At 67.3% G+C, this 22,327-nt stretch carries 14 protein-coding genes; 10 read left to right on the forward strand and 4 right to left on the reverse strand.

Annotated elements, in window-relative coordinates; all coding sequences use genetic code 11:
- Positions 1 to 47: 47 nt before the first annotated feature.
- Both VGK32_06375 and mutS read right to left on the reverse strand, forming a co-directional pair.
- Positions 48 to 2,987 carry a BamA/TamA family outer membrane protein gene (locus VGK32_06375; GenBank protein ID HEY3381374.1) on the reverse strand — a complete coding sequence of 980 codons (2,940 nt, stop codon included), beginning with the start codon at positions 2,985 to 2,987 and terminating at the stop codon, positions 48 to 50.
- A gap of 50 nt (positions 2,988 to 3,037) precedes the next feature.
- On the reverse strand, positions 3,038 to 5,740 hold the full coding sequence (mutS, locus tag VGK32_06380) for a DNA mismatch repair protein MutS (GenBank protein ID HEY3381375.1): 2,703 nt from the start codon (positions 5,738 to 5,740) through the stop codon (positions 3,038 to 3,040).
- A 40-nt stretch (positions 5,741 to 5,780) separates the two neighbouring features.
- Here mutS and tsaB point away from each other — a divergent pair, with 40 nt between their 5' ends.
- The 5 genes from tsaB to pssA all read left to right on the forward strand — a co-directional run bounded on the left by tsaB (position 5,781) and on the right by pssA (position 9,066).
- Complete coding sequence (gene tsaB / locus VGK32_06385) at positions 5,781 to 6,527, forward strand: tRNA (adenosine(37)-N6)-threonylcarbamoyltransferase complex dimerization subunit type 1 TsaB (GenBank protein ID HEY3381376.1); 747 nt, start codon at positions 5,781 to 5,783, stop codon at positions 6,525 to 6,527.
- A gap of 71 nt (positions 6,528 to 6,598) precedes the next feature.
- Positions 6,599 to 7,072, forward strand: coding sequence for a ribosomal protein S18-alanine N-acetyltransferase (gene rimI / locus VGK32_06390; protein ID HEY3381377.1), 474 nt, complete (start codon positions 6,599 to 6,601; stop codon positions 7,070 to 7,072).
- Positions 7,073 to 7,212: 140 nt separating this feature from the next.
- The gene (locus VGK32_06395) at positions 7,213 to 7,482 is read left to right on the forward strand and encodes a YdcH family protein (protein ID HEY3381378.1); all 270 of its coding nucleotides are present in this window, start codon (positions 7,213 to 7,215) and stop codon (positions 7,480 to 7,482) included.
- Between the two features lie 111 nt (positions 7,483 to 7,593).
- Positions 7,594 to 8,217, forward strand: a complete 624-nt coding sequence (locus VGK32_06400) for a phosphatidylserine decarboxylase (GenBank protein ID HEY3381379.1) — start codon at positions 7,594 to 7,596, stop codon at positions 8,215 to 8,217.
- A gap of 9 nt (positions 8,218 to 8,226) precedes the next feature.
- A complete protein-coding gene (gene pssA, locus VGK32_06405) occupies positions 8,227 to 9,066 on the forward strand; it encodes a CDP-diacylglycerol--serine O-phosphatidyltransferase (protein ID HEY3381380.1) in 840 nt (279 codons plus the stop codon).
- Positions 9,067 to 9,090: 24 nt separating this feature from the next.
- Here pssA and VGK32_06410 read toward each other — a convergent pair whose 3' ends face one another.
- Entirely contained in the window at positions 9,091 to 13,101 is a 4,011-nt protein-coding gene (locus tag VGK32_06410; protein ID HEY3381381.1) for an ATP-binding protein, read from the reverse strand.
- Positions 13,102 to 13,196: 95 nt separating this feature from the next.
- On the opposite strand from VGK32_06410, the gene VGK32_06415 reads away from it, so the two are divergent.
- Together VGK32_06415 and VGK32_06420 are read left to right on the forward strand one after the other, a co-directional pair.
- The gene (locus VGK32_06415; protein HEY3381382.1) at positions 13,197 to 14,204 is read left to right on the forward strand and encodes a hypothetical protein; all 1,008 of its coding nucleotides are present in this window, start codon (positions 13,197 to 13,199) and stop codon (positions 14,202 to 14,204) included.
- On the forward strand, positions 14,197 to 15,423 hold the full coding sequence (locus VGK32_06420) for a PLP-dependent aminotransferase family protein (protein ID HEY3381383.1): 1,227 nt from the start codon (positions 14,197 to 14,199) through the stop codon (positions 15,421 to 15,423). The genes VGK32_06415 and VGK32_06420 overlap by 8 nt, the downstream gene beginning before the upstream one ends.
- 44 nt (positions 15,424 to 15,467) lie before the next feature.
- Here VGK32_06420 and VGK32_06425 read toward each other — a convergent pair whose 3' ends face one another.
- On the reverse strand, positions 15,468 to 16,673 hold the full coding sequence (locus VGK32_06425; protein HEY3381384.1) for a PQQ-binding-like beta-propeller repeat protein: 1,206 nt from the start codon (positions 16,671 to 16,673) through the stop codon (positions 15,468 to 15,470).
- A gap of 19 nt (positions 16,674 to 16,692) precedes the next feature.
- Here VGK32_06425 and VGK32_06430 point away from each other — a divergent pair, with 19 nt between their 5' ends.
- From VGK32_06430 to VGK32_06440, 3 genes are all read left to right on the forward strand, one after another.
- On the forward strand, positions 16,693 to 20,241 hold the full coding sequence (locus tag VGK32_06430; GenBank protein HEY3381385.1) for a DNA polymerase III subunit alpha: 3,549 nt from the start codon (positions 16,693 to 16,695) through the stop codon (positions 20,239 to 20,241).
- A gap of 50 nt (positions 20,242 to 20,291) precedes the next feature.
- Positions 20,292 to 21,266: an acetyl-CoA carboxylase carboxyltransferase subunit alpha gene (locus tag VGK32_06435; GenBank protein ID HEY3381386.1), complete on the forward strand. Its 975-nt coding sequence runs from the start codon at positions 20,292 to 20,294 to the stop codon at positions 21,264 to 21,266.
- Positions 21,267 to 21,278: 12 nt separating this feature from the next.
- Positions 21,279 to 22,327 (forward strand): DHH family phosphoesterase (locus tag VGK32_06440; GenBank protein HEY3381387.1); only part of this gene is annotated, 1,049 nt, incomplete at its 3' end.

A 22,327-nucleotide genomic window follows, 5' to 3' on the forward strand; every position in this document is an offset into this window, starting at 1 on the left:
CGTCCCTCTTGGATCCGGAACGAAGCCAATTGTAGCCGAGACCCGCGTCAGAACGAGCGTCCGAGGCGGAAGTACGCCGAACTGCCACGCCGACCGGTCGTGCCATCGCGCGTCCACGCGACGCCGCCGGCCAGCGTGAGCGGAACGCTGAAGCCAGCCACGACGTCGCACGCGAACTCCGCACCGACTGCGACCTTGGCGTCATCGAGCGAGAACCGGTCGTCCCATGCGTGGCCGACATCGGCAAAGGCCGCGCCGTGAACGGACCGCAGGAGGAGTGGAAACGTCCCCCACCCGCGGTCGACGCGCCACAGTGGTTGGCGCCACTCGACATTGCCGACGGCGATTCGCGACCCGCTGAACACCTTGTCGTCGAACCCGCGAAGCATGCTCAGTGCGCCGGAACCGAAATTGACGAGCGGGCCCGCGGGTGAGGCGCCGCCAAGATAGAACAGCCTCCGCACCGCGACGTCTCCGGAGGACCCGCCGATCCCCGCACGCGCGGCGAGCACCGAATGGCCCCGTCCCAGACGCGCGTAGCCGCGGAACTCGGCGGTGAAGGCATCGGCATTGCCATCCGCGCCGAATGCGCCGCGAACCTGCTCGCTCGTCGCCGATAGCGCCACTCCGTCTTCGAGGCTGACCGCCCGCCCGTAGGCCTTGGCGCTGCTGAAGGTCCAGGCCGACTGCATCGCGTGCCGATGATAGCTCCGCGGCTGGCCCGTGATGTTGAGCGTGTCACGTTCGACGTTGAGTGCGCTCTGCCAAATCTGGGTATGGCGCATGCGGGCGATCGGCCAGGCGACGCCCGCTTTCACATTCAGTTCTCGCAGTTCGGCGTCGGGCAACCGTATCCCGTCCTTTGCGACGTGGGCCAGGTAGGACGTCTGGTCGGACGCGGCGACGAACATCGACGGCTGCCAGCGGCCGTAGACGTACGAGGCGTTCCAGTCTGGTCGCGCGGTATGCGGACCGGTGATCGCATCACCGCCGCCGCTGAGACGCCACAGGACGCTGGCGGTAATGAGATGACGGCCAAGAACGTCAACCCCATCCGTCCGCACGCCAAGACGGAACAAGCCGTTCGCGGCGTCGGCTCCTGGAAGCCAGGCACGTGGCAACAGCGTGGGAACCGGGGAGTAGGGCCGTTCTGTCGTCGGCTCCTCACGGAGCGTGGCCGTCGTCGTGGGACCGACCGGCCAGCCGCGACCTCCGGACGATGTCGTCCACGTGCTGGGATCCAGGGGCATCTCGAAGGCGTCGTAGCCCTCGCCGAGCGCCGAGACGAACACCAGGTGGCGGCCATCGGGCGATACGTCCGGGTACGTCGCGCCGCCCGGCACCGAGGTGACCTGGCGCACCGATGGGTGCCCGGCGGTGGCCACGGCGAAGATCTGGAACGCGCGGTCGATGTCGTCGGCTGCGAACAACACCGCCTGGCCGTCCGGGAGCCACGTGGGCGTCATGCTGCGGCCCGAGCGGGTCGAGGCCAGCACCGCCATCGCTCCGTCGTCGGGCCGGATGACAACGATCTCGGAGGGACCGCCGTCCACTCGACGTTCCGCCGCAATCCATTCGCCGTCTGGCGACCAACGCGGAGAGCCGAAGTTGGCGACGTCGGACATCGCGATCGACCAGCCGGGAGGCGTTGCGGCCGTCTGGTCGAGCGATACGCGGCCGTCGGTTGCCCGGACCACCCTGAAGAGCGCGAGGTGGCGTCGGCCTCCCGCCATCCGCACGCATGCCAGCGCTCGGCCATCCGGGGAGACGTCGGGTTCCACGAGACGCGCGCCGTGCGTCAGGCGTCGCGTGCCGCCCGTACGAAGAGACGTCACATAGAGGTCGCTTCGGAGCGCGACGCCATCCTCGAGCTCGAATTGATCGAAGAAGACGAGATCCCCGCTCACGCCGATGTGTGTCCCGCCCGCGCGGGTCGCGATGCGACGCGGCGTGCCTGGGCGATCCATTGCGAGAGTCATGATCGCCGGGAAGCGATCGGCATCCCGCGTGGAGTAGAGCAGTGCGCGTCCACCGGCCGCGAAGCGAGGCGCGGTGACGAAGTACCCGTGCGAGGTCAGTCGGCGGGGGATCGCTGACGGCGGCGTGGATGGTGGTGTCGAGACGGGCGTCCCGGCGTGCTGCCCGGTTCCGAAGTCGCGCCACAGCGCACCAAGGCTCTCCCCGAACGTCTGACGGAACGCCCGGCTCGCGAGGTAGGGCAGCCGCCCGGCGGTGCGCCGGCTCAGCTCACCGAGCTTGGCTTCACCGAATCGGTCGGCGAGGTACTGATAGAAGTACGCGCCAACCAGGTAGGGGCCGAGGCCGCCGGGCCACTCCACCGCGCCGCCACTCACGCGGTCGATCGGCTCGGGACCGGTGTCGCGCATTCGGCTCCGGACTACGGCCGCCACATCACCTGAATACAGGCGTCCCTGTCCGGTCGTTCGGCTCTCCTCGAAGGTTGCGAGGCCCTCGAACTGCCACTGCGGCAGGAACAGGTTTGGAAAGACGATTGGCGCCCGGCCGACGATGCGACGGAGGACCGACGCCCAGCCGACCGATTGGTCGAACTGCAGGATGTGCATGTACTCGTGAGTGAACACGAGACGCAGCCAGTCGCTCGTGTTGCCCAGCAGGTCGGAGGAGCCAGGCCACGCGGCGTCCAGCGTAATCGTGTTGTAGGGCACCGGCGTCGCCGAGCCGCTGCTCTCGTCGTCCTGGTCGGAGAGCACGACGTGGGTGACGCGGGGCGCCTGCAATCGCACGCGAGCGGGAAGCGTCGCGTGCACCGACTCGGCGATCGCGGCCACCTGGCGGGCCAGGGCCTGCCCGCCCTGGTGATAGTAGATGCAAAAGTGAGGGGTCACGATCGTGCGGAACCGGAGCCCTGGCTGGTAGCGGGAAGCCCCCTCGGTTCTGGTGCCGCCACACGCCAGCAGTGCGAACACGACGGCGAGCAGAACCGAATGCGTCCGCCGCGCGGTCATCAGTTGCCCTCGCGGAACATGCGGCCCAGGAAGCGAAAGCCGACCGGCCGTCATGGTTCCTGGGCGTCCTTCTTGAGCTCGGCCAGAAAGCCCAGAGCCTCGATCGGCGTCATTCGATCGGGGTCGATTCCCTGCAGGCGCTCGAGGAGGCGTTCTCCATTGGACGGCATCGACTGGAACAGGCCGAGTTGCTGCTGAGGCTCGGTCGGTGTCCGGCTCACCGATGGCCGGCCGCCGCGCGTCAACTCGTCGTGTTCGAGCGCGCCGAGGATCTCCCGCGCCCGCTCCACGACGGTCTGAGGGAGCCCGGCCAGCCGAGCGACCTGGATGCCGTAGCTTCGGTCCGACCGGCCCGGAACGACCTTTCGCAAGAAGATGATGTCGTCGCGCCACTCGCGTGCGTCCACGTGGTAGTTGACGACGCCGGCGATGCCGTCGGCCAGATCCGTCAGTTCATGGTAGTGCGTCGCGAAGATTGTCTTCGGCCGGGCCTTCGGGTTCGTCGCCAGGTGCTCGGCCACCGCCCAGGCAAGGCTGAGGCCGTCGAAGGTGGCCGTGCCGCGGCCGATCTCGTCGAGGATGACCAGACTGCGCGAGGTCGCCGAGTGCAGGATGTTTGCCGTTTCCTGCATCTCGACCATGAAGGTCGACTGACCGCGCGCGATGTTGTCGGAGGCGCCGACCCGGGCGAAGATGCGGTCCACCATCGCGAGCTTCGCCTGCCGTGCGGGAACGAACGAGCCGGCTTGCGCGAGCAGGCAGATGATGGCCGTCTGCCGCAGGTAGGTGGACTTGCCACCCATGTTCGGGCCGGTCAGGATCACCAACTGGTTCGACGTGGTGTTGAGCAGCGTGTCATTGGGCACGAACTGGTCCGACGACCGCCGCTCGACGATGGGGTGCCTGCCGTCCACGATCTGGAGCTCGTCGCCGTCGTGCACGTGCGGCTTGATGTAGTTGTTGAACGTGGCGGTCTCAGCGAGCGCCGACAGGGCGTCGAGCGCGGCCATGGCGCGCGCCGAGTCCTGGATGCGGGGCGCGAGCATCGCGACCTCACCGCGCAACCGGTCGAAGATCTCGACCTCGCGGACCAGGATCCGTTCGTCCGCGCCGACTACCTTTTCTTCGTATTCCTTCAGCGCGGGCGTGACAAAACGTTCGCCGCCGGCAATCGTCTGCTTGCGGTGGTAGTCGTTCGGCACCGCGTGCAGGTTTGATTTCGAGACCTCGATGTAGTAGCCGAACACCCGGTTGTAGCGGATCTTGAGCGACGGAATGCCGGTTCGCTGCCGCTCCTGCTCCTCCATCTGCGCAATCACCTGCTTGCCCGACCGGCTGATGGTGCGGAGTTCGTCCAGTGCCGGATCGAAGCCGTCGTGCACGAACCCGCCGTCACGGGCCAGCGCCGGCGGATCGTCGGCGATCGCCGACTCGATCGCCGACCGAACTTCGGGCACGTCATCGAGTTCGGCGGCCAGGCTTCGTGCGAGCGGTGCCTGAAGGTCCTCGAGGATCAACCGAAGCCTGGGGACGGCGCCAAGCGACTGTTTCAGCGCGACGAGGTCGCGTGGACCCGCCGAGCCGAGCGCCGTGCGGGCGACCAGGCGCTCGAGATCCTGCACCGCCTTGAGAGTGTCGCGGAACCGGCCCCGTTCCGTGGTCTTGAAGGCGAAGTCCTCAACCGCGTCCAGGCGGTCGCGCACCCGTTCCAGGGAGAGCAGCGGCCTGAGCAGCCACTGGCGGAGCAGGCGTCCGCCCATCGGGGTGATCGTCCGATCGATCTCGTCCAGCAGGGAACCGGCGCGGACGCCGCTCGACGACTCCACCACTTCCAGATGGCGGAGCGTGATGGGGTCCACCACCAGCGTCTCGGCGGTCTGCCTGAAGGTGACGGCACGCACGTGCGCCAGATCTGCCTTCTGCGTCTCGCGGAGATACCGAACCAGGGCGCCGCCCGCGCGGATGGCGGGCACGCGCCCCTCGAGGCCGAAGCCCTCCAGACTCTGCGTCCGCAGTTGTTCCACCAGGCTGGCGCGGGCGGATTCGGCCTCGAAAGTCCAGGCTTCGACGGCCGTCGTCGGGATCTTCAGCGCGGCGACGTGGGGAAGGAAGTCGGCCACGGTGAAATCGTCCGGCACCACCAGTTCACGCGGCCGCAGCACACCCATCTCGTCGGCCAGCGCCTGGCGTCCCACGTCGCCGAGATACTCGGCCGTCGTGAACTCTCCGGTCGAGAGGTCGATGAGGGCAATGCCTATCGCCTCGAGCCCGGCCGCAGCCCCGGTGGCCTGCGCTTTGCGCGGCGCCGCGAAGGACGGTGCAAGAGCCATCAGAAACGCTGGTTCCTTGGCATCGAGGTAGGCGGCGTCGGTCAACGTTCCCGGCGAGACCACCCTGACCACCTCACGCCGGACCAGCCCTTTCGCCTTGCGCGGATCCTCGACCTGATCGCAAATCGCGACGCGAAATCCCTTCTTCACCAGACGGGCCAGGTAGCCGTCGACGGCATGGTAGGGCACGCCGCACATGGGAATCGTGCCGCCGCTCGAGTCCTTGCTGCGAGAGGTCAGGGTCAACTCGAGGGCCCGGGACGCCACCAGCGCGTCCTCGTAGAACATCTCGTAGAAGTCGCCCATCCGGAAAAAGACGATGGCGTCACGGTATTGCCGCTTCGCCTCGAGATACTGGCGCATCGCCGGGGTAGCCTGTCCGAGCGTGCCGGCCGACGAGGAGTGTTCTGCGGGAGGTACCATTGGTTTTCCAGACAGTCTACAATGAAGGGCGGTTACCCTGATGCTCGTTCTCGCACTCGACACCACCACCCGGGCCGGAAGTCTCGCGCTCATGCGCGACGCGGAGATGATCGAGGTATTCGTCGGGTCTGCTGATCGCACGCACGCCACGCGACTTCCGGGAGATCTGCTCGAGTGCCTGGCCCGCCACGGCCTGGCGTTACGGGATGTGGATCTCTATGGCGTCGCAGCGGGCCCGGGATCGTTCACGGGCCTGCGGATTGGGATCGCTGCCATCCAGGGGCTCGCGTACGCGAACGGTCGCCTGGTGGTGCCGGTGTCGGCGCTCGACGCGCTGGCCTGCGCGGCGCTGGAGGACGGCCAGGACGGCCGGGCCGCACGGCCGGATTTGGTTGCCGCGGTCATGGACGCACAACGCGGCGAAGTATTTGCTTCACTCTACCGGCCGGCCGCCGGATATGACCGGCGCACGCCGCTCGAACCGCTTCGGGGACCGGTTGTCGCGGCGCCCGAAGCCGTGTTCGCCGGGTGGGCGGAGGATCTGGCAGGACGCCGGGTGCGGTTCGCGGGCGACGGGGCGATACGGTACCGCGACATCCTCGAACACGCCTCGGCGGGCCAGGAGGTCGTCGGCGCCACGCCACCGTTGGCCCCGGCCATCGCCCGGATCGCGCAACGACAGGCGCTGGCTGACCGCGCGGTTCGTCCTCATGCGATCAAGCCGGTCTACATCCGGCGCCCGGACGCCGAACTGGCCCGCGACCGACGTGCGGGGCGCCGGTCGTGACGCGCGAAGGCCGCCCCTCGCCTCCCTGTGAACCTCCGGGAGTCCACGACGGCCTGCCGCCGGGTTGGGTGGTGGAAACGCTCGAGGAAAGCGACATAGACGACGTCCTGTCCATCGAGCAGGCGTCGTTCACCAACCCGTGGACGAGGCAGATGTTCCTGTGGGAACTACAGAACGTGGGGGTGTCCTACGCGTTCGTCCTGCGGACGCCCGAGTGGCACGTGGCCGCCTTCTGCACGATCTGGGTGGTCCTGGACGAGATTCACATCAACAACGTGGCGGTCAGGCCGGAATGCCGTCGGCAAGGCGTCGGGCGGGCGCTCCTCGGTTTCGTATTCCGGCTGGGGGCCGGCCTCGGGGCCCGTCGAGCGACACTCGAGGTCAGACGGTCGAACGTGGCCGCGCTTAAGTTATACGAAAAGCTAGGCTTCTACGTGGCCGGCGCGCGGACGAACTACTACACGAACCCTGTCGAAGACGCCCTCGTGCTCTGGCTCGACGAGTTTTCTTCGCCTCCGGGCACCTCCGGACAAGGTGCAGCTTGAAACGCCCGGTACGATGTGGTAGCGTGCCATTAGATTGCCTGGCACCTTGCCCCAGTACCGGCCACTTCCTGAGCGTGTTCAGACCATGACCCGCGGGTGCAGCCGCGCGTTTCTCATTTTTCCATTGAAGGAGGCGGAGAATGGCCGACTCACAGGATTTAAAGCCCCTGTTGCTCGAAACCGATGAGGAGTTCCGCCAACTCGCCAGCAAGCACCACGAACTCGAAGAGCGACTGCACGAGCTCACCGCCAAGCACTACCTCTCTGGTCCTGAACAGGTCGAAGAAATCACGTTGAAGAAGCGCAAGCTGCAGTTGAAGGACAAGATGGAGGCGATTGTCCGCCACTACCGTCAGCGCACGGCCCCTCCATCCGTTCAGGGGGTGACGCCCAGCCTGCAGCGCGGATGAGCCGCGCGGCGGCAGCGACGCTGTTCCCGAGTTGCTGATTCGAGGAGCCGGCGGCCACGGTCGCCGGCTCTCGACGTCTTCACGCGTCTTTTGCCCGATTCGCTGTCGTCCATGATGATCGACCGAGCCGGATACCCATTCATCGCAGGCGCCCTCATCCCGGCTGTCGCGCTCGCGGCGATCGGCCAGCCGCTCTGGAGTTCGCCATGTGTTGCGGTCGCCCTCGCATTCCTGTTCTTCTTCCGCGACCCTGAGCGTCACGCCGAGGCCCCGGCCGACACCGTAATCTCTCCGGCCGATGGCCGTGTGATGGTGGCGGGTCCGCCGGAGCCCAACGCCGCGCCGCCGGGAGCCTGGACGCAGGTGAGCGTCTTCCTGTCGCCGCTGGACGTCCATGTGAACCGGATCCCGGTGTCCGGTCGTGTCACCAGAGTGGACTACCATCGCGGTGCGTTTCGCGCGGCCTACAAGCCCGAGGCGACGATCGAGAACGAGCGCAACGAGATATGGATCGAAGGGAACGGCCGGACGGTCGTCTGCCGTCAGATTACCGGCGTGCTCGTTCGCCGCGTCGTGTGCCGGGTGAAGGCTGGCGACGAGGTGCGCGCCGGCCAGCGGTTCGGCGTCATGAAGTTCGGCTCGCGCATCGATCTGTTCCTGCCGGAGGGGACACGCCTGCTCGTGGCGCCCGGAGACCGCGTCAAGGCGGGGCTGACACGCCTGGCGACGCTATGATGAGGGCACATGCCGTTTGATCCCGAACCGGAACGCAGACTGAAGATGCTGCACCCGTTGCGGCGACGCTCGGAGATGCAGCGCCGTCGGTTCCGCCGGGGCGTCTATCTGCTGCCAAGCCTGTTCACGCTGGCGAACATGTTCTGCGGCTACGCGTGCATCGTCTACGCGACGCGCGGCGAGTACGAAATGGCGGCGCCACTCATCGGGTTCGCCGTCATTCTCGACATGCTGGACGGCCGCATCGCGCGGATGACTGGCACGACGAGCGCGTTCGGCGTCGAGTTCGATTCGCTCGCCGACGTCGTCTCGTTCGGGATGGCTCCCGCCGTGCTCGTGTTCATGTGGGGCCTGGAGCCCTTGGGCCGGCTCGGCTGGGCGGCAGGCTTCCTGTTCCTGACCGGTGGCGCCATTCGGCTGGCTCGGTTCAACATCCAGGCGACCACCGACAAGCGCTATTTCGTCGGGATGCCGATCCCGGCGGCCGCGGCGGTTCCCGCCGCGACCGTATACGTGTATCCGGCAGGCCTGCACGACTACGCCAGTGCGCTGCCTGCGCTGGCGTTGATGCTGATCCCGGCCGTGCTGATGGTCAGCACGATCCGTTTCCGCAGTTTCAAGACGATTGACCTGCACGCGCGGCGTCCATACACGGTGCTGCTGCTCGTCGCCGTCATGTTCGGCGCGATTGCCACGCACCCACGCTGGACCCTCCTCGTCATCGCGTACGGTTATCTCCTGTCCGCGTTCATCGGGATGGGGATCTCGCGTCTGCGGAGGCGCGGGGGCGGCGGGGACGCCGAGGCGCGGGTCGTCGACGAGCCCCGCGCCAAGCCGGCACAGGAATAGGCGGATTGCCGCGATTGCGATTCGCTAGGCCGCGGCGGCCGGCAGGATCACGGTCACGATGGTGCCGCGGCCGCGTTCGCTCGTGACCGAGATCGTGCCGTGGTTCAGCTCGATGTTCCGCCGGGCGATGGCCAGGCCCAGCCCGGTGCCCACCGCCTTGGTCGAGAAGTAGGGCTCGAACAGCCGCTTCATCGCTTCTTGGTCCATTCCGACGCCACTGTCCTCCACCGTCAAGCGGACGACGCCTTCTGGCTGGGGCCGCGCGATGATCGTCAGCGATCCACCGCCGGGCATGGCGTGCAGGGCGTTGTCGATGACGTTGGTCAGGGCGCGCCCGACGAGCGTGCGATCGATCATCGTGGGCGGAAGGGAGGAGGGGACGTCGATGCGGAAGGCCACGCGCTCGCCCGCGCCAGCGATGTAGGGTCTCACCACCTCGTCGACGAGTTCCTGCAGCCCCGCTGGCGCCAGACGCGCGGTGGGCGACGAGGCGAAGCTCGAGAACTCGGACGCGATCTGGCGCAGCAGGCGGACCTGGGAGAGGATCGAATCGACGCAGTTCTCGAGCACCGGCTCGAGCGGCTTCCCGCGGTCGGCATGCACCCGGCGCAGGTGTTCGGCCGACAATTGGATGGGCGTCAGCGGATTCTTGATCTCGTGGGCGACCTGCCGGGCCATCTCTGCCCAGGCCTCGAGCCGGTGGGTCCGCTCCAATTCGCCCCGTTGCTGCTGGAGTTCGGCCGACATCCGGTTGAAGGCCTCGACGAGCCGCCTCAGCTCGTCGGACGAGGTCGCCGCAATCCTGGCGTCGAAGTCGCCACGCGCGATACGCCGGGTCGCGCGGGTCAGGCGATTCACCGGATCGGCGATCCGCTCGGCCATCGGGTAGCCGATTGCGGCGCCGATCAGGATGAACAGCAGCGCGGCGAGGATGATCCGGCGGTTCAAATCGTCGATCTCGCGCTCGATTTCCTGTTGGCGCAGTGTCAGCGGCACGGTGAGGATCGCCTCCCGGCCGGCCGCACGAACGGGCGCCGCCGCGACCATGTAGCGAACGGTGGCCGCCTGTTCCTCGGTGATCATGGTCGGCATCCGGTCGAGGACGATCGCACGATAGATGTCGGCAGGCGTGCGGGTGGGCAGCAGCCCTGACGCGAACAGATCGCGCTCGCTCGTCGCGTCGAGTTGCGGGCCGATGAAGATATTCACCGCCTGACCGATCACCCGGCTCAATCCCACCATCGCATCGTCGCTCAGCGTCAGGACGGCGTCCGGGCCGCCCGGTTGCTGAATGCTGTACTCCTCGATCATCTGCCGGGCGATGGCCGTGGTCTTGTGGGCCGCCGACTCCACGTCATGCCGCAGGCGGTCCGCGATGTAGGCCCGCGTCACGAGAGCGAGCGTCACGACCGGGACGACCGACGCCGCCACGAACGCGAGGAACAACTTGCGATAGAAGCTCTCGCGAATCTCTCGGAGCAGTGCCCGGCCGCTCCGCACGCGGCGCGCGCCGAGCGCGCGGAACAGCGCGCCGCCGCTGAGTATGCCGATGTAGGCCAGCGCGACGAGCACGGTCATCTCCGCCAGGTTGATGAGGTGTTCGATTGGCTGGATCACCGGGTAGCCGAGCGCGTAGATTCCGGGCCGGTCGTTCTCGATGTAGACCTCGTACACGACACCGGCGGCCGCGAGTCGGGTCCAGAACGGACGCCGAGAGGCACAGATCTGAGAGAAGAGATGGTCGTCGATTGGCCAGGCGCTGTTGCCCGACACGTAGAGCGGGGTGCGGCTCCAGCCGTAGACGGCGAACAAGATCTCGCGACTGGGGTTCTCGTCGGGCGGATGCGTCAGCTGGCCCCGGAGCAACTCGAAGTACGGGTTCTGCGACGAGATGAAGGAAATCGTACTGTCGTCCAAAATGACGTGGATGACGATCGTGCCGAAGATCGCTCCCTGCGGCCCGCAGATGTTCCGACCGGCATGGAGCAACTGGCGTTCGTGGGCGCCGAACCGACTCATCTCGCCGAACGTCTGCCAGTTGCAGCTCTCCTCGTGCCACAGCTGGCGGGAGGCGTCCTCGGGCAGGTTGAGCGCAAACCGGCTGACGAGCGCCCCTCCGGCGTTGTACAGCTCGATGGCCGAGGAGACGCGATACCGCTCGAGAGCCGTGCCGCTCCAGACCAGGAACGCGCTCTGGGTCGGAATCGCCTCCCCGAACGTCGGCGCCAACACCGAGACGTACGCATCCAACGCGGCCCCGCGGCTGTCGATTTCCCCTTGCGCCGCCTGGAGGCGCTCCTGCAAGTTCTCCCGGCGGCCGAGGACCTCTGGCGCATAGCTCAACTCGACCACCCGGCGTCGGGCGCCCTCCTCGAAGTAGACGAGCGATGGGTACGTGATGACCGCCGGAGCGAGCAGCACCAGGAACATGGCGATCAGCCGGTACCCCTGGGAGGCGTGGCGCACGCGGATCAGGCTGCGCGGCGCGAGGAAGGCCGTCAGCAGGAGCGTCCCGCAGACGAGCAGCGCCTCCGGATTCGGCAGGTCGGTGCCGGCGACGGTCCGGAACCACGTCCAGACCACGGCAACTGGCAGGGCCCAGGTGACGAGGAGCAGCGCGTCGGTACGGACGTCTCGGCGGCGGAAACGCCAGGGAGCCAGCCCTGTCCGAAGCAGGAGAACCGCGATCCAGGCAAAGGCGGCGTGAAAGAAGACCAGGCCCCACGCCATCGCCATGCGGGCGGTGTTCCACGGATGTGGGGAGAAATAGAGGATGTCGACCGACGTGCGCTTGAAGGTCTCGGACAGGAACCACTCGTAGCCGATCACGCCGAGCGCAAGGCCCGCCCCCGCGACAGCCTGCGTCACGAGAAACCCGACGGCGGGCCGGCCAGCGTCGATTACCGGGCGCCGCCTGCCACCGTAGAGCTGGCGCCGGCGTTCGAGTGGAGCGGCCAGCAGGCCGACGAGCCCAAGCACCATCAGCGCGGTCAGCAGGAAATCGGCGGGATGGCGCGAGAACAGTCCGAGCCGTGACCAGTGATACGCCTCGAGCGAGAACACACGGGTCGCGCTCGCTGGCGTCGCGAGACCGAGGAGAAGCCGTGCGCCGATTGCGAGGGCGATGGACGCGACGGTCGCGAGGATATACGGCCCACGAGATCGAGCCAGCACCCGGCGGTCGAGCAGCGGTCCGATCATCAAGAGCAGCGCCAGTGCGAGGACGGCAACGGCCACGCATTGGACCGTGTGGCGATGTTCCTGCCGAGCCCGCTGCAGCGCGGCTGGATCGACCGTCGCTTCGAGCAGGGGCTCGCCGGTCGGTGAGCGCACAAGGAAGCTGAAGGGGTGAACCCGCTCGCCGGCGCCCTCGTAGCGGGTGCGCACGTTGACGGGCGCCACCCGGGTCGAGATGGTGAACCGCTCGCCGGCCGCGTCCCCAACGGCTGCGTGCTCGGAGAACAGGCGCTCGACTGCCACTATTCCGGGGCGCCCGCCGGGCCGTGGTGCGAGACGGGTCGCATTCCCGTCTCGTTCAGCGCGCGCGCGCAGCTCGCCATCGGGGCGCTGGGACACGGGCTCGATCTGAACCAGCCGGAAGCCCAGAGGGCCCGGGGCGACAAACAGGGCCGCCGGCCCGGTAATGCGCTCGAGCGGGAGTTCCGAGGAGCGTCCGGCCCATGCGACAGGCGCTCCCGACGGGCCGTACACCGTCAGGGCCAACCGGCCGTCCGGGTCCTGATGCACGAGCGCATCGGCGTGGGTGAACAGCGGGCGCAAGTCGGCTACCTCGCTCGACCCGCGAAGAACGGCCGTCGCCGCCGCCGCTTCGTCTCTGGCGATCGACGCGAGCGCCGCCGCCATCTGGCCGAACTCCGACCGGACCTGCTCCTCGACGCGCGCGTACGCCGCCCGGTCGTCGGGGCCAAGGCGCACGCGTTCGGCCACCCAGCCTCCGGCCAGGACCAGGGCAGCCGCGACGAGGCCGCCGGCGGCTATGGCCGGCACGTTGTTGGGCCGAAGGTCGAGTCGCATTCGCTGCGCTCAGGATACGTCAGGCGCACGGCGCGGAAAAGGGCTGCGTTCAGTGTTATAGTGACGCACGGTGCGCCTGGCGCCGGAACCCTCACATGACGCATCCCGGGAAGGCTCGGACGGCACTCAAGCGTGGCTCGCTGATCGCGGCCGCCAACTGGCAGGTCGTGGTCATCCAGTCCGTTGCTGAAACGACCTTCAAGCTCCTCGTCGCGCTGCCAGTCGTCGGCGGCGTGATCCTGGTCACCGTCCTGCTCGGCCGGGACATCAGCGACATCCTCACGGGAGATCTGCGCGAAATATCGTTCGGCGTCATGGGAACGCTGCTCGCGCGACCCGTGGCGCTGGGCTTCTACCTCTTCGGATTCCTCCTCGTTCTCGCCGGCGGCAGCATCCTGATGTTCCTCGTGAAGGGCGGCACGGTGTCAGTGCTCGTCCACGCCGACCGTGTGGGAGGACCGATCGAGCGTCCACCGCTGCGCTACGCGGCCTTCCGCCGCGCGATGCAATTCACCATCGAGGGGTTCACGGCGGGGGCGGGCCGGCTGTTCAGACGTTACCTGGCCCTGGGCCTCCTCCTTGGCGGCATCTACCTCCTGGCCGGCACGCTCTGCGTGCTCCTGGCGTACGGCCTCTATCGACTGGGCGGCGCTCAACCGCTGCTCCTGGGTTCGGTCGTCGCGCTGGCGATCTCGCTGTTTGTGGCGCTCATCACGATGATCAACGTGCTGTACCTTCTGGCGCAGATGGTCGTGGCCGTCACTGATGGCGGAGTCGGCCGAGCCGCGCGCGAGGTCGGAAGGTTCCTGCGTGGCGAGTTCTGGAAGTTGACGCGCGTGTTCGGTGTGACGGTTCTGCTGCTCGTCGTGGCGACGGGCCTCTCGATTGCCGCCACGTGGGGTTTCTACCTGATCGCGTACGTGCCGCTGGCAGGTTTGATCGTCCTACCCCTGCAACTGGGTGCCTGGCTGCTTCGCAACCTCCTGTTTCAGTACCTCGGGATCACCGCGCTTGCCGCGTATCTTTCGCTGTACCGGTCGTTTGCCGACGACCCAGCGGCCGGCAGGGGGCCCCGTCTTCCGAATGAGCGACCTCATGATTGACTACGAACACTTCTTATCCCGAGCTGCCCTCCGTTCACAGGGTTCGGCGATCCGCAAGATGGGCGTCATGGCCACCCGCGTGCCTGACATGATCTCATTCGCCCCGGGGTACCCCGACCCGACGGTCTACGCGTGGGACGCGTTCCGGGAGATTGCCGCCGAGTTGCTGACGGGGACGGATCCGTCCGTCCTGCAGTACGGTCCAACCCGTGGGCACAAAGCACTGATCGAGGCGGCCAGCGAGATCCTGGCCACGCGCGGAATCAAGGCGACGGTCGAGGAGTTGCTGGTCACCACGGGATCGCAGCAGGGCATCGACCTCATCGGCCGTGTGCTGCTGGATCCCGGCGACGTCGTGCTCGTGGAATTGCCCGCGTACACCGGCGCGATCAGCGCGTTCATGAACACGGGCGCGAAGCTCGTCGGCGTCCGCCAGGAGGCCGACGGCATCGACCTCGGCGACCTCGAACGCGTCGTGGAGCGCGAGCGCGCGACTGGCCGTGCGGTTCGGGCGCTGTACCTGGTTCCCAACTTCCAGAATCCAACCGGGCTGTTGCTGTCTCTCGAGAAGCGGAAAAGGCTGCTGGAGTGGGCGGACCGGGCCGACATGCTCATCATCGAGGACGACCCGTACGGTGCGCTCTACTTCGAGGACACGTCGACTGCCGAGGACACGCGCCCAATCAAGGCCGACGATGACGAGGGGCGGGTGATCTACTTGAGCAGTTTCTCGAAGACGCTGGCACCGGGATTCCGCGTCGCATGGATGGTGGCGCCCGCACCGATTGCCGCCAAGCTCGAGCTGTTCAAGCAGACGCAAGACCTGATGCCGCCGGCGCTCGACCAGCACATCATCTACGAGGCCTACCGACGCGGCGTGTTGATGGGACGGCTCCCGATGCTGCGGCAGTTCTACCAGGACAAGCGTACGCTCATGCAGCAGCAGCTTCGGGAACACCTGGGCAGCCTCATCACCTGGCCTGAACCCAAGGGCGGCTTCTTCCTCTGGGCGTCACTGCCCGCGCACTGCAGCACCGACGACATGCTGCCGCGCGCGATCGAGCAGCGCGTCATCTACGTGACGGGCAGCGCGTTCTTCGTGGACCACGGCGGCGCGAACCTGATGCGGCTGTCGTTCTCGCTGCCGTCGAAAGAGAAGATCGTCGAGGGCGTGCAGCGCCTCACGCGGGTGGTGACCGAGGAACTCGCGGGCCACTAGGCTGGTCCGGGCGCCCGCCCGCGTCAACGCAGAACGGGCCGGCACTACTCGGCGGCGGTCCACGCGGGCAAGGCCAGGTACATCGGCAGGCCGAGGATTGGCTTCGGGACAATCGGAGCCGGGCCGGGCACGAGCATCTGGATTTCGCCCTCACCGGTCACGAGCACGATACGGGCGGACTGCGAGTCCGGCATCGGCACGAAGTGGGGAGGCCCCGCGGGTTCGCCGGCCAGTTCGACGCTTCCGGCCGGGCTGCCGTCCACCAACTGATAAGCCGTGAGCGCCGGCGCCCGGCCCGCGACGAGCAGCAGGCCCGCGTGGAGGAACGGGCCGGCGGTCGGGCGCGTCGGCAGCGACGCCTTCCAGCGCTGATCGCCATGCGCCCGGTTGAGCGCCCGCAGCACGTTGTCGAGCGACACGAAATAGACGTTGTCCTGGTCGGCCGCCACGGTGCCGACGATGGCCCCGCCGGTTCGCCACCGCCACTTTCGGTTTCCCTTCAGCGCATCGAGGCAGTAGAAGTAGCGGTCTCCGCCACCCACGAACAGACGATCCCCGATCACGTGGAGCATCGTCCCGTTCGCGGGGAGCTTCGCGTCCCACACTACGTTCCCGGTGGCGAGCGCGAGCGCCAGCGCCCGGCCATCCTCGAGCAGGCAGTAGACGTGGTCGTCGGCAAGAACAGGACGGACACGGATGGGGGCGCCCATCGGGCGGCGCCACAGCAGTTCGCCGGTGGCGGCGCGGAACATGACGAGGTCCCCGGCCTCGTTCGAAGCAAGGAGCCAGCCGTTCTGCCAGACGAGCGGCGCGGTGACCAGGCCCGGAGCCGCGATGTCCCACGTGGGCTTGCCGGTGTCGATGGCAAGTGCCTGGAGCCGGTTCTGAGCGGCGAGGAACACGTGCCCCTCGCCCGTTGCCAGCGGGGCGGCCGCTTTCGCCGGCGCCGTCCAGAGGATCCTGCCGTCGGTCAGGGAGACGGCTGCGAGTTCACCGGTGCGGAGCGGCACGAACGCATGCGTGTCGTCGGACGCCATGCCACCAGCGGGCGGAGCGGAAAGCGTCGCGCTCCAATCGAGGGTCATGTGCAGGGGCGGAACCTTCCTGGCCTCCTTCTTCCTGTCGACCGGGCGCGGCGGCGTCGGCCGGCGGGCCTGAGCCGAAGCGGGCGCGCTGACCGCGAGACACGCGACCGCGAGAAGGAACATCAGGGTCGTGGAACGGGGTTCGACGTATCGCAGCAACTTCACGCCGCTTATAATACCGTCAGTGGCGCATCCTGACTTCATTCACCTTCATCTCCACACGGAGTACTCGTTGCTCGACGGCGCGTGCCGAGTGGACGAGTTGTTGGACAAGGCGGCTCGACAGAAGATCCCGGCGCTCGCCGTGACCGAGCACGGGAACATGTTCTCGTCGGTCGTCTTCCACGACAAGGCCCGCCAGAAGGGGATCAAGCCGATCCTCGGGTGCGAGACGTACGTCGCGACCAGCAGTCGTTTCACCAAGACCGGCGCGATCGGCGAGAGCAACAACCACCTGGTTCTGCTCGCGGAGAACCAGGAAGGCTACCGAAATCTGATCAAGCTGGTGTCCGCGGCCTACACCGAAGGCTTCTACTACCGGCCCAGGATCGACAAGGAGTTGCTCGCGCAGCACTCGCGTGGCTTGATCGGCCTGAGTAGCTGCCTCAAAGGGGAGATTCCCGTCCACCTGCGCACCGAACACGAGCAGCGGGCGATCGAGGCGGCGTCCACGTATCGCGACATCCTGGGACCAGGGAACTTCTTCCTCGAGATGCAGTATCAGGGCATCGACGCCCAGCGGGTCGTCAATGACGGCTTGCAGCGCGTGGCGAAGGCGCTCGACCTGCCGCTCGTGTGCACGAATGACGTGCACTACCTGCACAAGGAGGACTTCAAGGCGCACGACATCCTGCTCTGCATCGGCACCGGCAAGACGGTGAACGATGTCGAGCGGATGCGCTATCACGGCGATCAGTTCTACCTGAAGACGCCGGAGGAGATGGCGGAGGTCTTCGGCGATCTCCCGGAGGCGATGGCCAACACGGTCCGGATTGCCGAGCGGTGCAACGTCGATCTGGGCAAGACCGTGCACCAGTTGCCGGAGTTCGACGTGCCGGCGCCGTACTCGCTCGACGAGTACTTCGAGTGCATGGTCTGGGAGGGATTCGCCCGCCGGATGGCGCGGATCGAGGCGCTCCAGGCGAGCGGCCAGTTGCGGCACACGATCGAGGAGTACCGGGATCGCGTCGCGTACGAAATCGCGATGATCAAGCGGATGAAGTACGCGGGCTACTTCCTGATCGTGTGGGACTTCATCCGCTACGCCCGCGAACAGGGGATTCCGGTCGGGCCGGGGCGCGGGTCGGCGGCCGGCAGCGTGGTGGCGTACTGCCTCAACATCACCGATGTCGATCCGTTGCACTTCGACCTGATCTTCGAGCGCTTCCTCAACCCCGAGCGCGTGTCGCTGCCGGATATCGACATCGACTTCTGCGAGCGCCGGCGGGGCGAGGTAATCGAGTACGTGACCCGCAAGTACGGCCGCGCCAACGTCGCCCAGATCATCACGTTCGGGACGATGAAGGCGAAGGCCGTCGTGCGCGACGTGGGGCGCGCGCTCGATATCTCGTACGCAGACGTCGACAAGGTCGCGAAGCAGATCCCGTTCTCGCTCGACATGACGCTCGACAAGGCGCTCGTCGAGAACCCTGCGCTGAAGGACCTCGAAGCCAGCGATCCGCGCGTCGGGGAACTGCTCGAGGTCGCCAGGCGCCTCGAAGGGATGACTCGCCACGCCTCGGTCCACGCGGCGGGCGTCGTCATTGCGCCCAAGCCGATCACCGAGTTCGCCCCGCTGTACAAAGGGGCTCGCGACGAGATCACCACGCAGTGGAGCATGAAGGAGATCGAACGGATCGGCCTCCTCAAGATGGACTTTCTCGGCCTGAGCACGCTGACGCTGCTCGATGATGCGGTGGCCGAGATCAAGCGGACGACCGGAGACGAACTCGACCTGGCGGCGCTGCCGCTCGATGACGCGAAGACCTACCAGTTGTTCTCCGACGGACAGACGCTGGGCGTCTTCCAGTTCGAGAGCTCGGGGATGCGGGAGATTCTCCGCAAGGCGAAGCCCCAGCGGTTCGAGGATCTGATCGCCTTGAACGCGCTCTATCGCCCCGGACCGCTGCGCGGCGGCATGGTGGACGACTTCATCGGCCGCAAGCACGGTCGGATCGAGATCAAGTACGAACTGCCCCAGCTCGAACCGATCCTCCGCGACACCTACGGCGTCATCGCCTACCAGGAACAGGTCATGCGGATCGCCAACGAAGTGGCCGGCTTCACGCTCGGCGAGGCCGACCTGCTGCGCAAGGCGATGGGGAAGAAGAGCATCGACGTCATGCAGGCGCAGCGCCAGAAGTTCCTCGATGGCGCGAAGGCGCGCCACGTGGACGCGAAGAAGGCCGGCGACCTGTTCGACTTGATGGAGGCGTTCGCCGGCTACGGTTTCAACAAGTCGCATTCGACGACGTACGCGCTCGTGGCCTACCAGACCGGATATCTGAAGGCGAACTACCCGGCGCACTTCATGGCGGCGCTCCTCACGATCGAATCGCAGAACGCCGCCAAGCTCGCGATGTACCTCGGCGAATGCCGGGAGCTGGGCGTGGCCGTGCTGCCGCCCGACATCAACAGCAGCGAGCTGGCGTTCACGGTGACGCCGGAGGGTGTCCGCTTCGGCCTGGGCGCCGTCAAGAACGTCGGGGAAGGCGCCGTGGTGGCCATGCTCGAGGTTCGAAGGCGCGAGAGCCGCATCCGGTCGCTGTATCAGCTGTGTGAACAGCTCGATTCGCGCCAGGTGAACCGCCGTGTCATTGAGAGCCTCATCAAGGGCGGCGCCATGGATTCGCTGGCGCGGTCGTCTCCCGGCGGCGCGGACCTGCCGATTGCCTCGCTCCGCGCGCGCCTGTTCGCCGCGGTGGAGAAGGCGCTCGACTACGGGAATCGGACGAGGCGTGACCGCGACCAGGGGCAGGCGCAGCTGTTCGGAGGTTTCGACGAGCCATCGGATGGCGGGACAACGGGGGAGCTGGACCTGCCCGATGCACCGCCGTGGACCGAAGCGTTGCAGTTGGCAGGGGAGAAGGAAGCCCTGGGCCTCTACTGGAGCGGCCACCCGATCGAGCGCTACGCCATCGAGTTGCGGGCGGTTGGCGCGCGGACGCTGGCCGAGCTCGCCGGCGACGAGACCGAGAATGCCGACGGTCCTGCGGGCCCGCGGTCGTTCGAGGTCGTCATCGGCGGCATCATCGGCAGCGTGCGCTCGCTGAAGACGCGCAAGGGCGACCGGATGGCCGCCTTCGCGCTCGACGATCCGCACGGCACGATCGAAGTCGTCGCGTTCCCGGAAACGTTCGCGAAGTCGGCGCCGCTCATCCAGACCGACAGCATGGTCCTCGTGAAGGGGCGCTACGAACGGGACGAAGAGAGCAGTCGCCTCCTGGCCAGCGAGATCGTGAGCATCGACACCGTGCGCGAACGCGCGGCGAAGCTCGTGGCCGTTCGCCTGCGAATGCCGCCGCACGATCGCACGACGATCGAGGCGCTTCTCGACGTTCTCGGCCGGCACAAGGGTGACCGGCGCGTCACCCTCGAGGTCGAACTGAGGGGCGGCGCCAGGCCGTTGCGCGTCCGTGCAGACGTCGGTGGCCCGTTGCGCGTCAAGCCGTCTGCGCAGTTGGTGGCCGAGGTGGAACGGATCTGTGGCGAAGGCGCCGTGACCCTGCGCTGAACGCTGCGCTCGCTGCAGCGGAGTCGGAGGGTGGATGCGCCAGGAGGCTCATGATCAAACCCATGGAACTGATGGAGTTCGAAGCGCCCCTCGGCGTCCTGTTCAAGGAGATCGAGGCGCTCTCGATGCTGCCGCGGACCGAGCCGCGCGATCGGGAGATCGAACAGCTGCAGCGACGCGTGGTGTCGATGCGCGCGGACATCTACGCGAATCTGTCGCCGTGGCAACGCGTCCAGCTCGCACGTCATCCCAACCGTCCGTGCATGCTGGACTATGTCGGCCGGCTGTTCGACGGCTTCAGTGAGATCCACGGCGATCGCCGCTTTGCCGACGACCACGCGATCGTGGCTGGCCTGGCCGTCTTCCACGGGGCCCCGGTGCTCGTCGTCGGGCACCAGAAGGGCGGCGGCGACACCAAGCAGAAGATCTATCGGAACTTCGGCTATGCGAAGCCGGAAGGCTATCGCAAGGCGTTGCGTGCGATGAAGCTGGCCGAGAAGTTCCATCGCCCGGTCATCGTGATCGTGGACACGCCGGCGGCGTACCCGGGAATCGAATCGGAGGAACGGGGAGTGGCCGAGGCGATTGCGTTCAATCTGCGCGAGATGGCCGTGCTGAACGTTCCCGTGATCGTCACGATCTGCGGGGAGGGGGGCAGCGGCGGCGCCCTGGGAATCGCCATTGGGGATCGTGTGCTGATCCAGGAATTCGCCATCTACAGCGTGATTCCCCCCGAGGGGTGCGCGGCAATCCTGTGGCGCGATGCCGCTCGCAAGGTGGAGGCGTCCGAGGCGCTGAAGCTGACGGCGCCGGACATGCTGCGTCTCGGCATCGTGGACGAGATTATCCCCGAACCCGCCGGTGGCGCGCACAACGATCCCGACGCGGCCGCGAGCCGGCTCGACGAGGCGATCCGCCGTTCGCTGGGAGAAGTGAGTCGACTGTCAGCCGATGACCGGGTGGCCCGCCGGTACGAGAAGTTCCGGAACATGGGACGGCTCGGGGTGGACTTCGTCGAGAAGTGAGAAGCCGGCTAGATGCCAACTCTGCTCTGGGAACATCAGACGTGTGACGAGGTCGCGGCGGCCGCGCTGGCGACCGCGCTTGGAATCAGTACCGTCACTGCGCGGCTGTTGTGCCTGCGAGGCATCTCCACGCCAGAGGAGGCGGCTCGCTTCCTGAAGCCCTCTCTCGACCAATTGCACGACCCGTATCTGCTCGCCGACATGGCAGTGGCGGTCGATCGCGTGCTGTCCGCCATCGCGCGCCGCGAGCGCATCGTGATTCATGGGGACTACGACGTCGATGGCATCACCTCCACCGTGATCCTCGAGCGCGCGCTCGCGTCCCTCGGGGCCGATGTCGGGCACTTCATCCCCGAGCGCATTCGCGATGGCTACGGCCTGCAGGTGCCGGCCATCGAGCGGCTGCACGCAGAGGGGGCCCGCCTGGTGATCTCGGTAGATTGCGGGATTCGCAGCCTCGACGCGGCACGGCGCGCCCGGGCCCTTGGTGTCGACCTGATCGTCACGGACCATCACGAACCGGAAGCGGAACTGCCGCCCGCGGTCGCCGTCATCAACCCGAAGCGGTCGGATTGCACCTATCCCGACAAGCACCTGGCGGGCGTCGGCGTGGCCCTGAAACTGGTGCAGGCGCTCTGCACGCGAAGCGGACACGAGAAGTGGCTGCCCGCGTTCGTGAAGATTGCCGCCCTCGGGACCCTGGCGGACGTCGTGCCGCTCGTCGGGGAGAACCGGGTGATCGCCAAACAGGGCCTCGAGATGCTCTCGAAGGGCCCCCACAAGGTGGGCCTGCGGGCGCTGCTCGACGCGTCCGGCTTGGGCGGGAAGACCATCGGCAGCTATCACGTCGCGTTCATCCTCGCGCCACGCATGAACGCTGCGGGGCGCATGGCGACCCCGGATATCACCGCCAGGCTGCTGTTGGCCACCGACGAGGCGCAGGCGGATGAAGCACGTGTCCTGGCGACCCAGCTGAACGAGGAGAACCTGCGGCGTCAGGAAGAGGAGCAGGAGATCCTGGCCCAGGCCCGGCGCGCGATCGAAGGCGATCCGGACATCGG

Source organism: Vicinamibacterales bacterium (assembly GCA_036504215.1).
Taxonomy (GTDB): domain Bacteria; phylum Acidobacteriota; class Vicinamibacteria; order Vicinamibacterales; family Fen-181; genus FEN-299.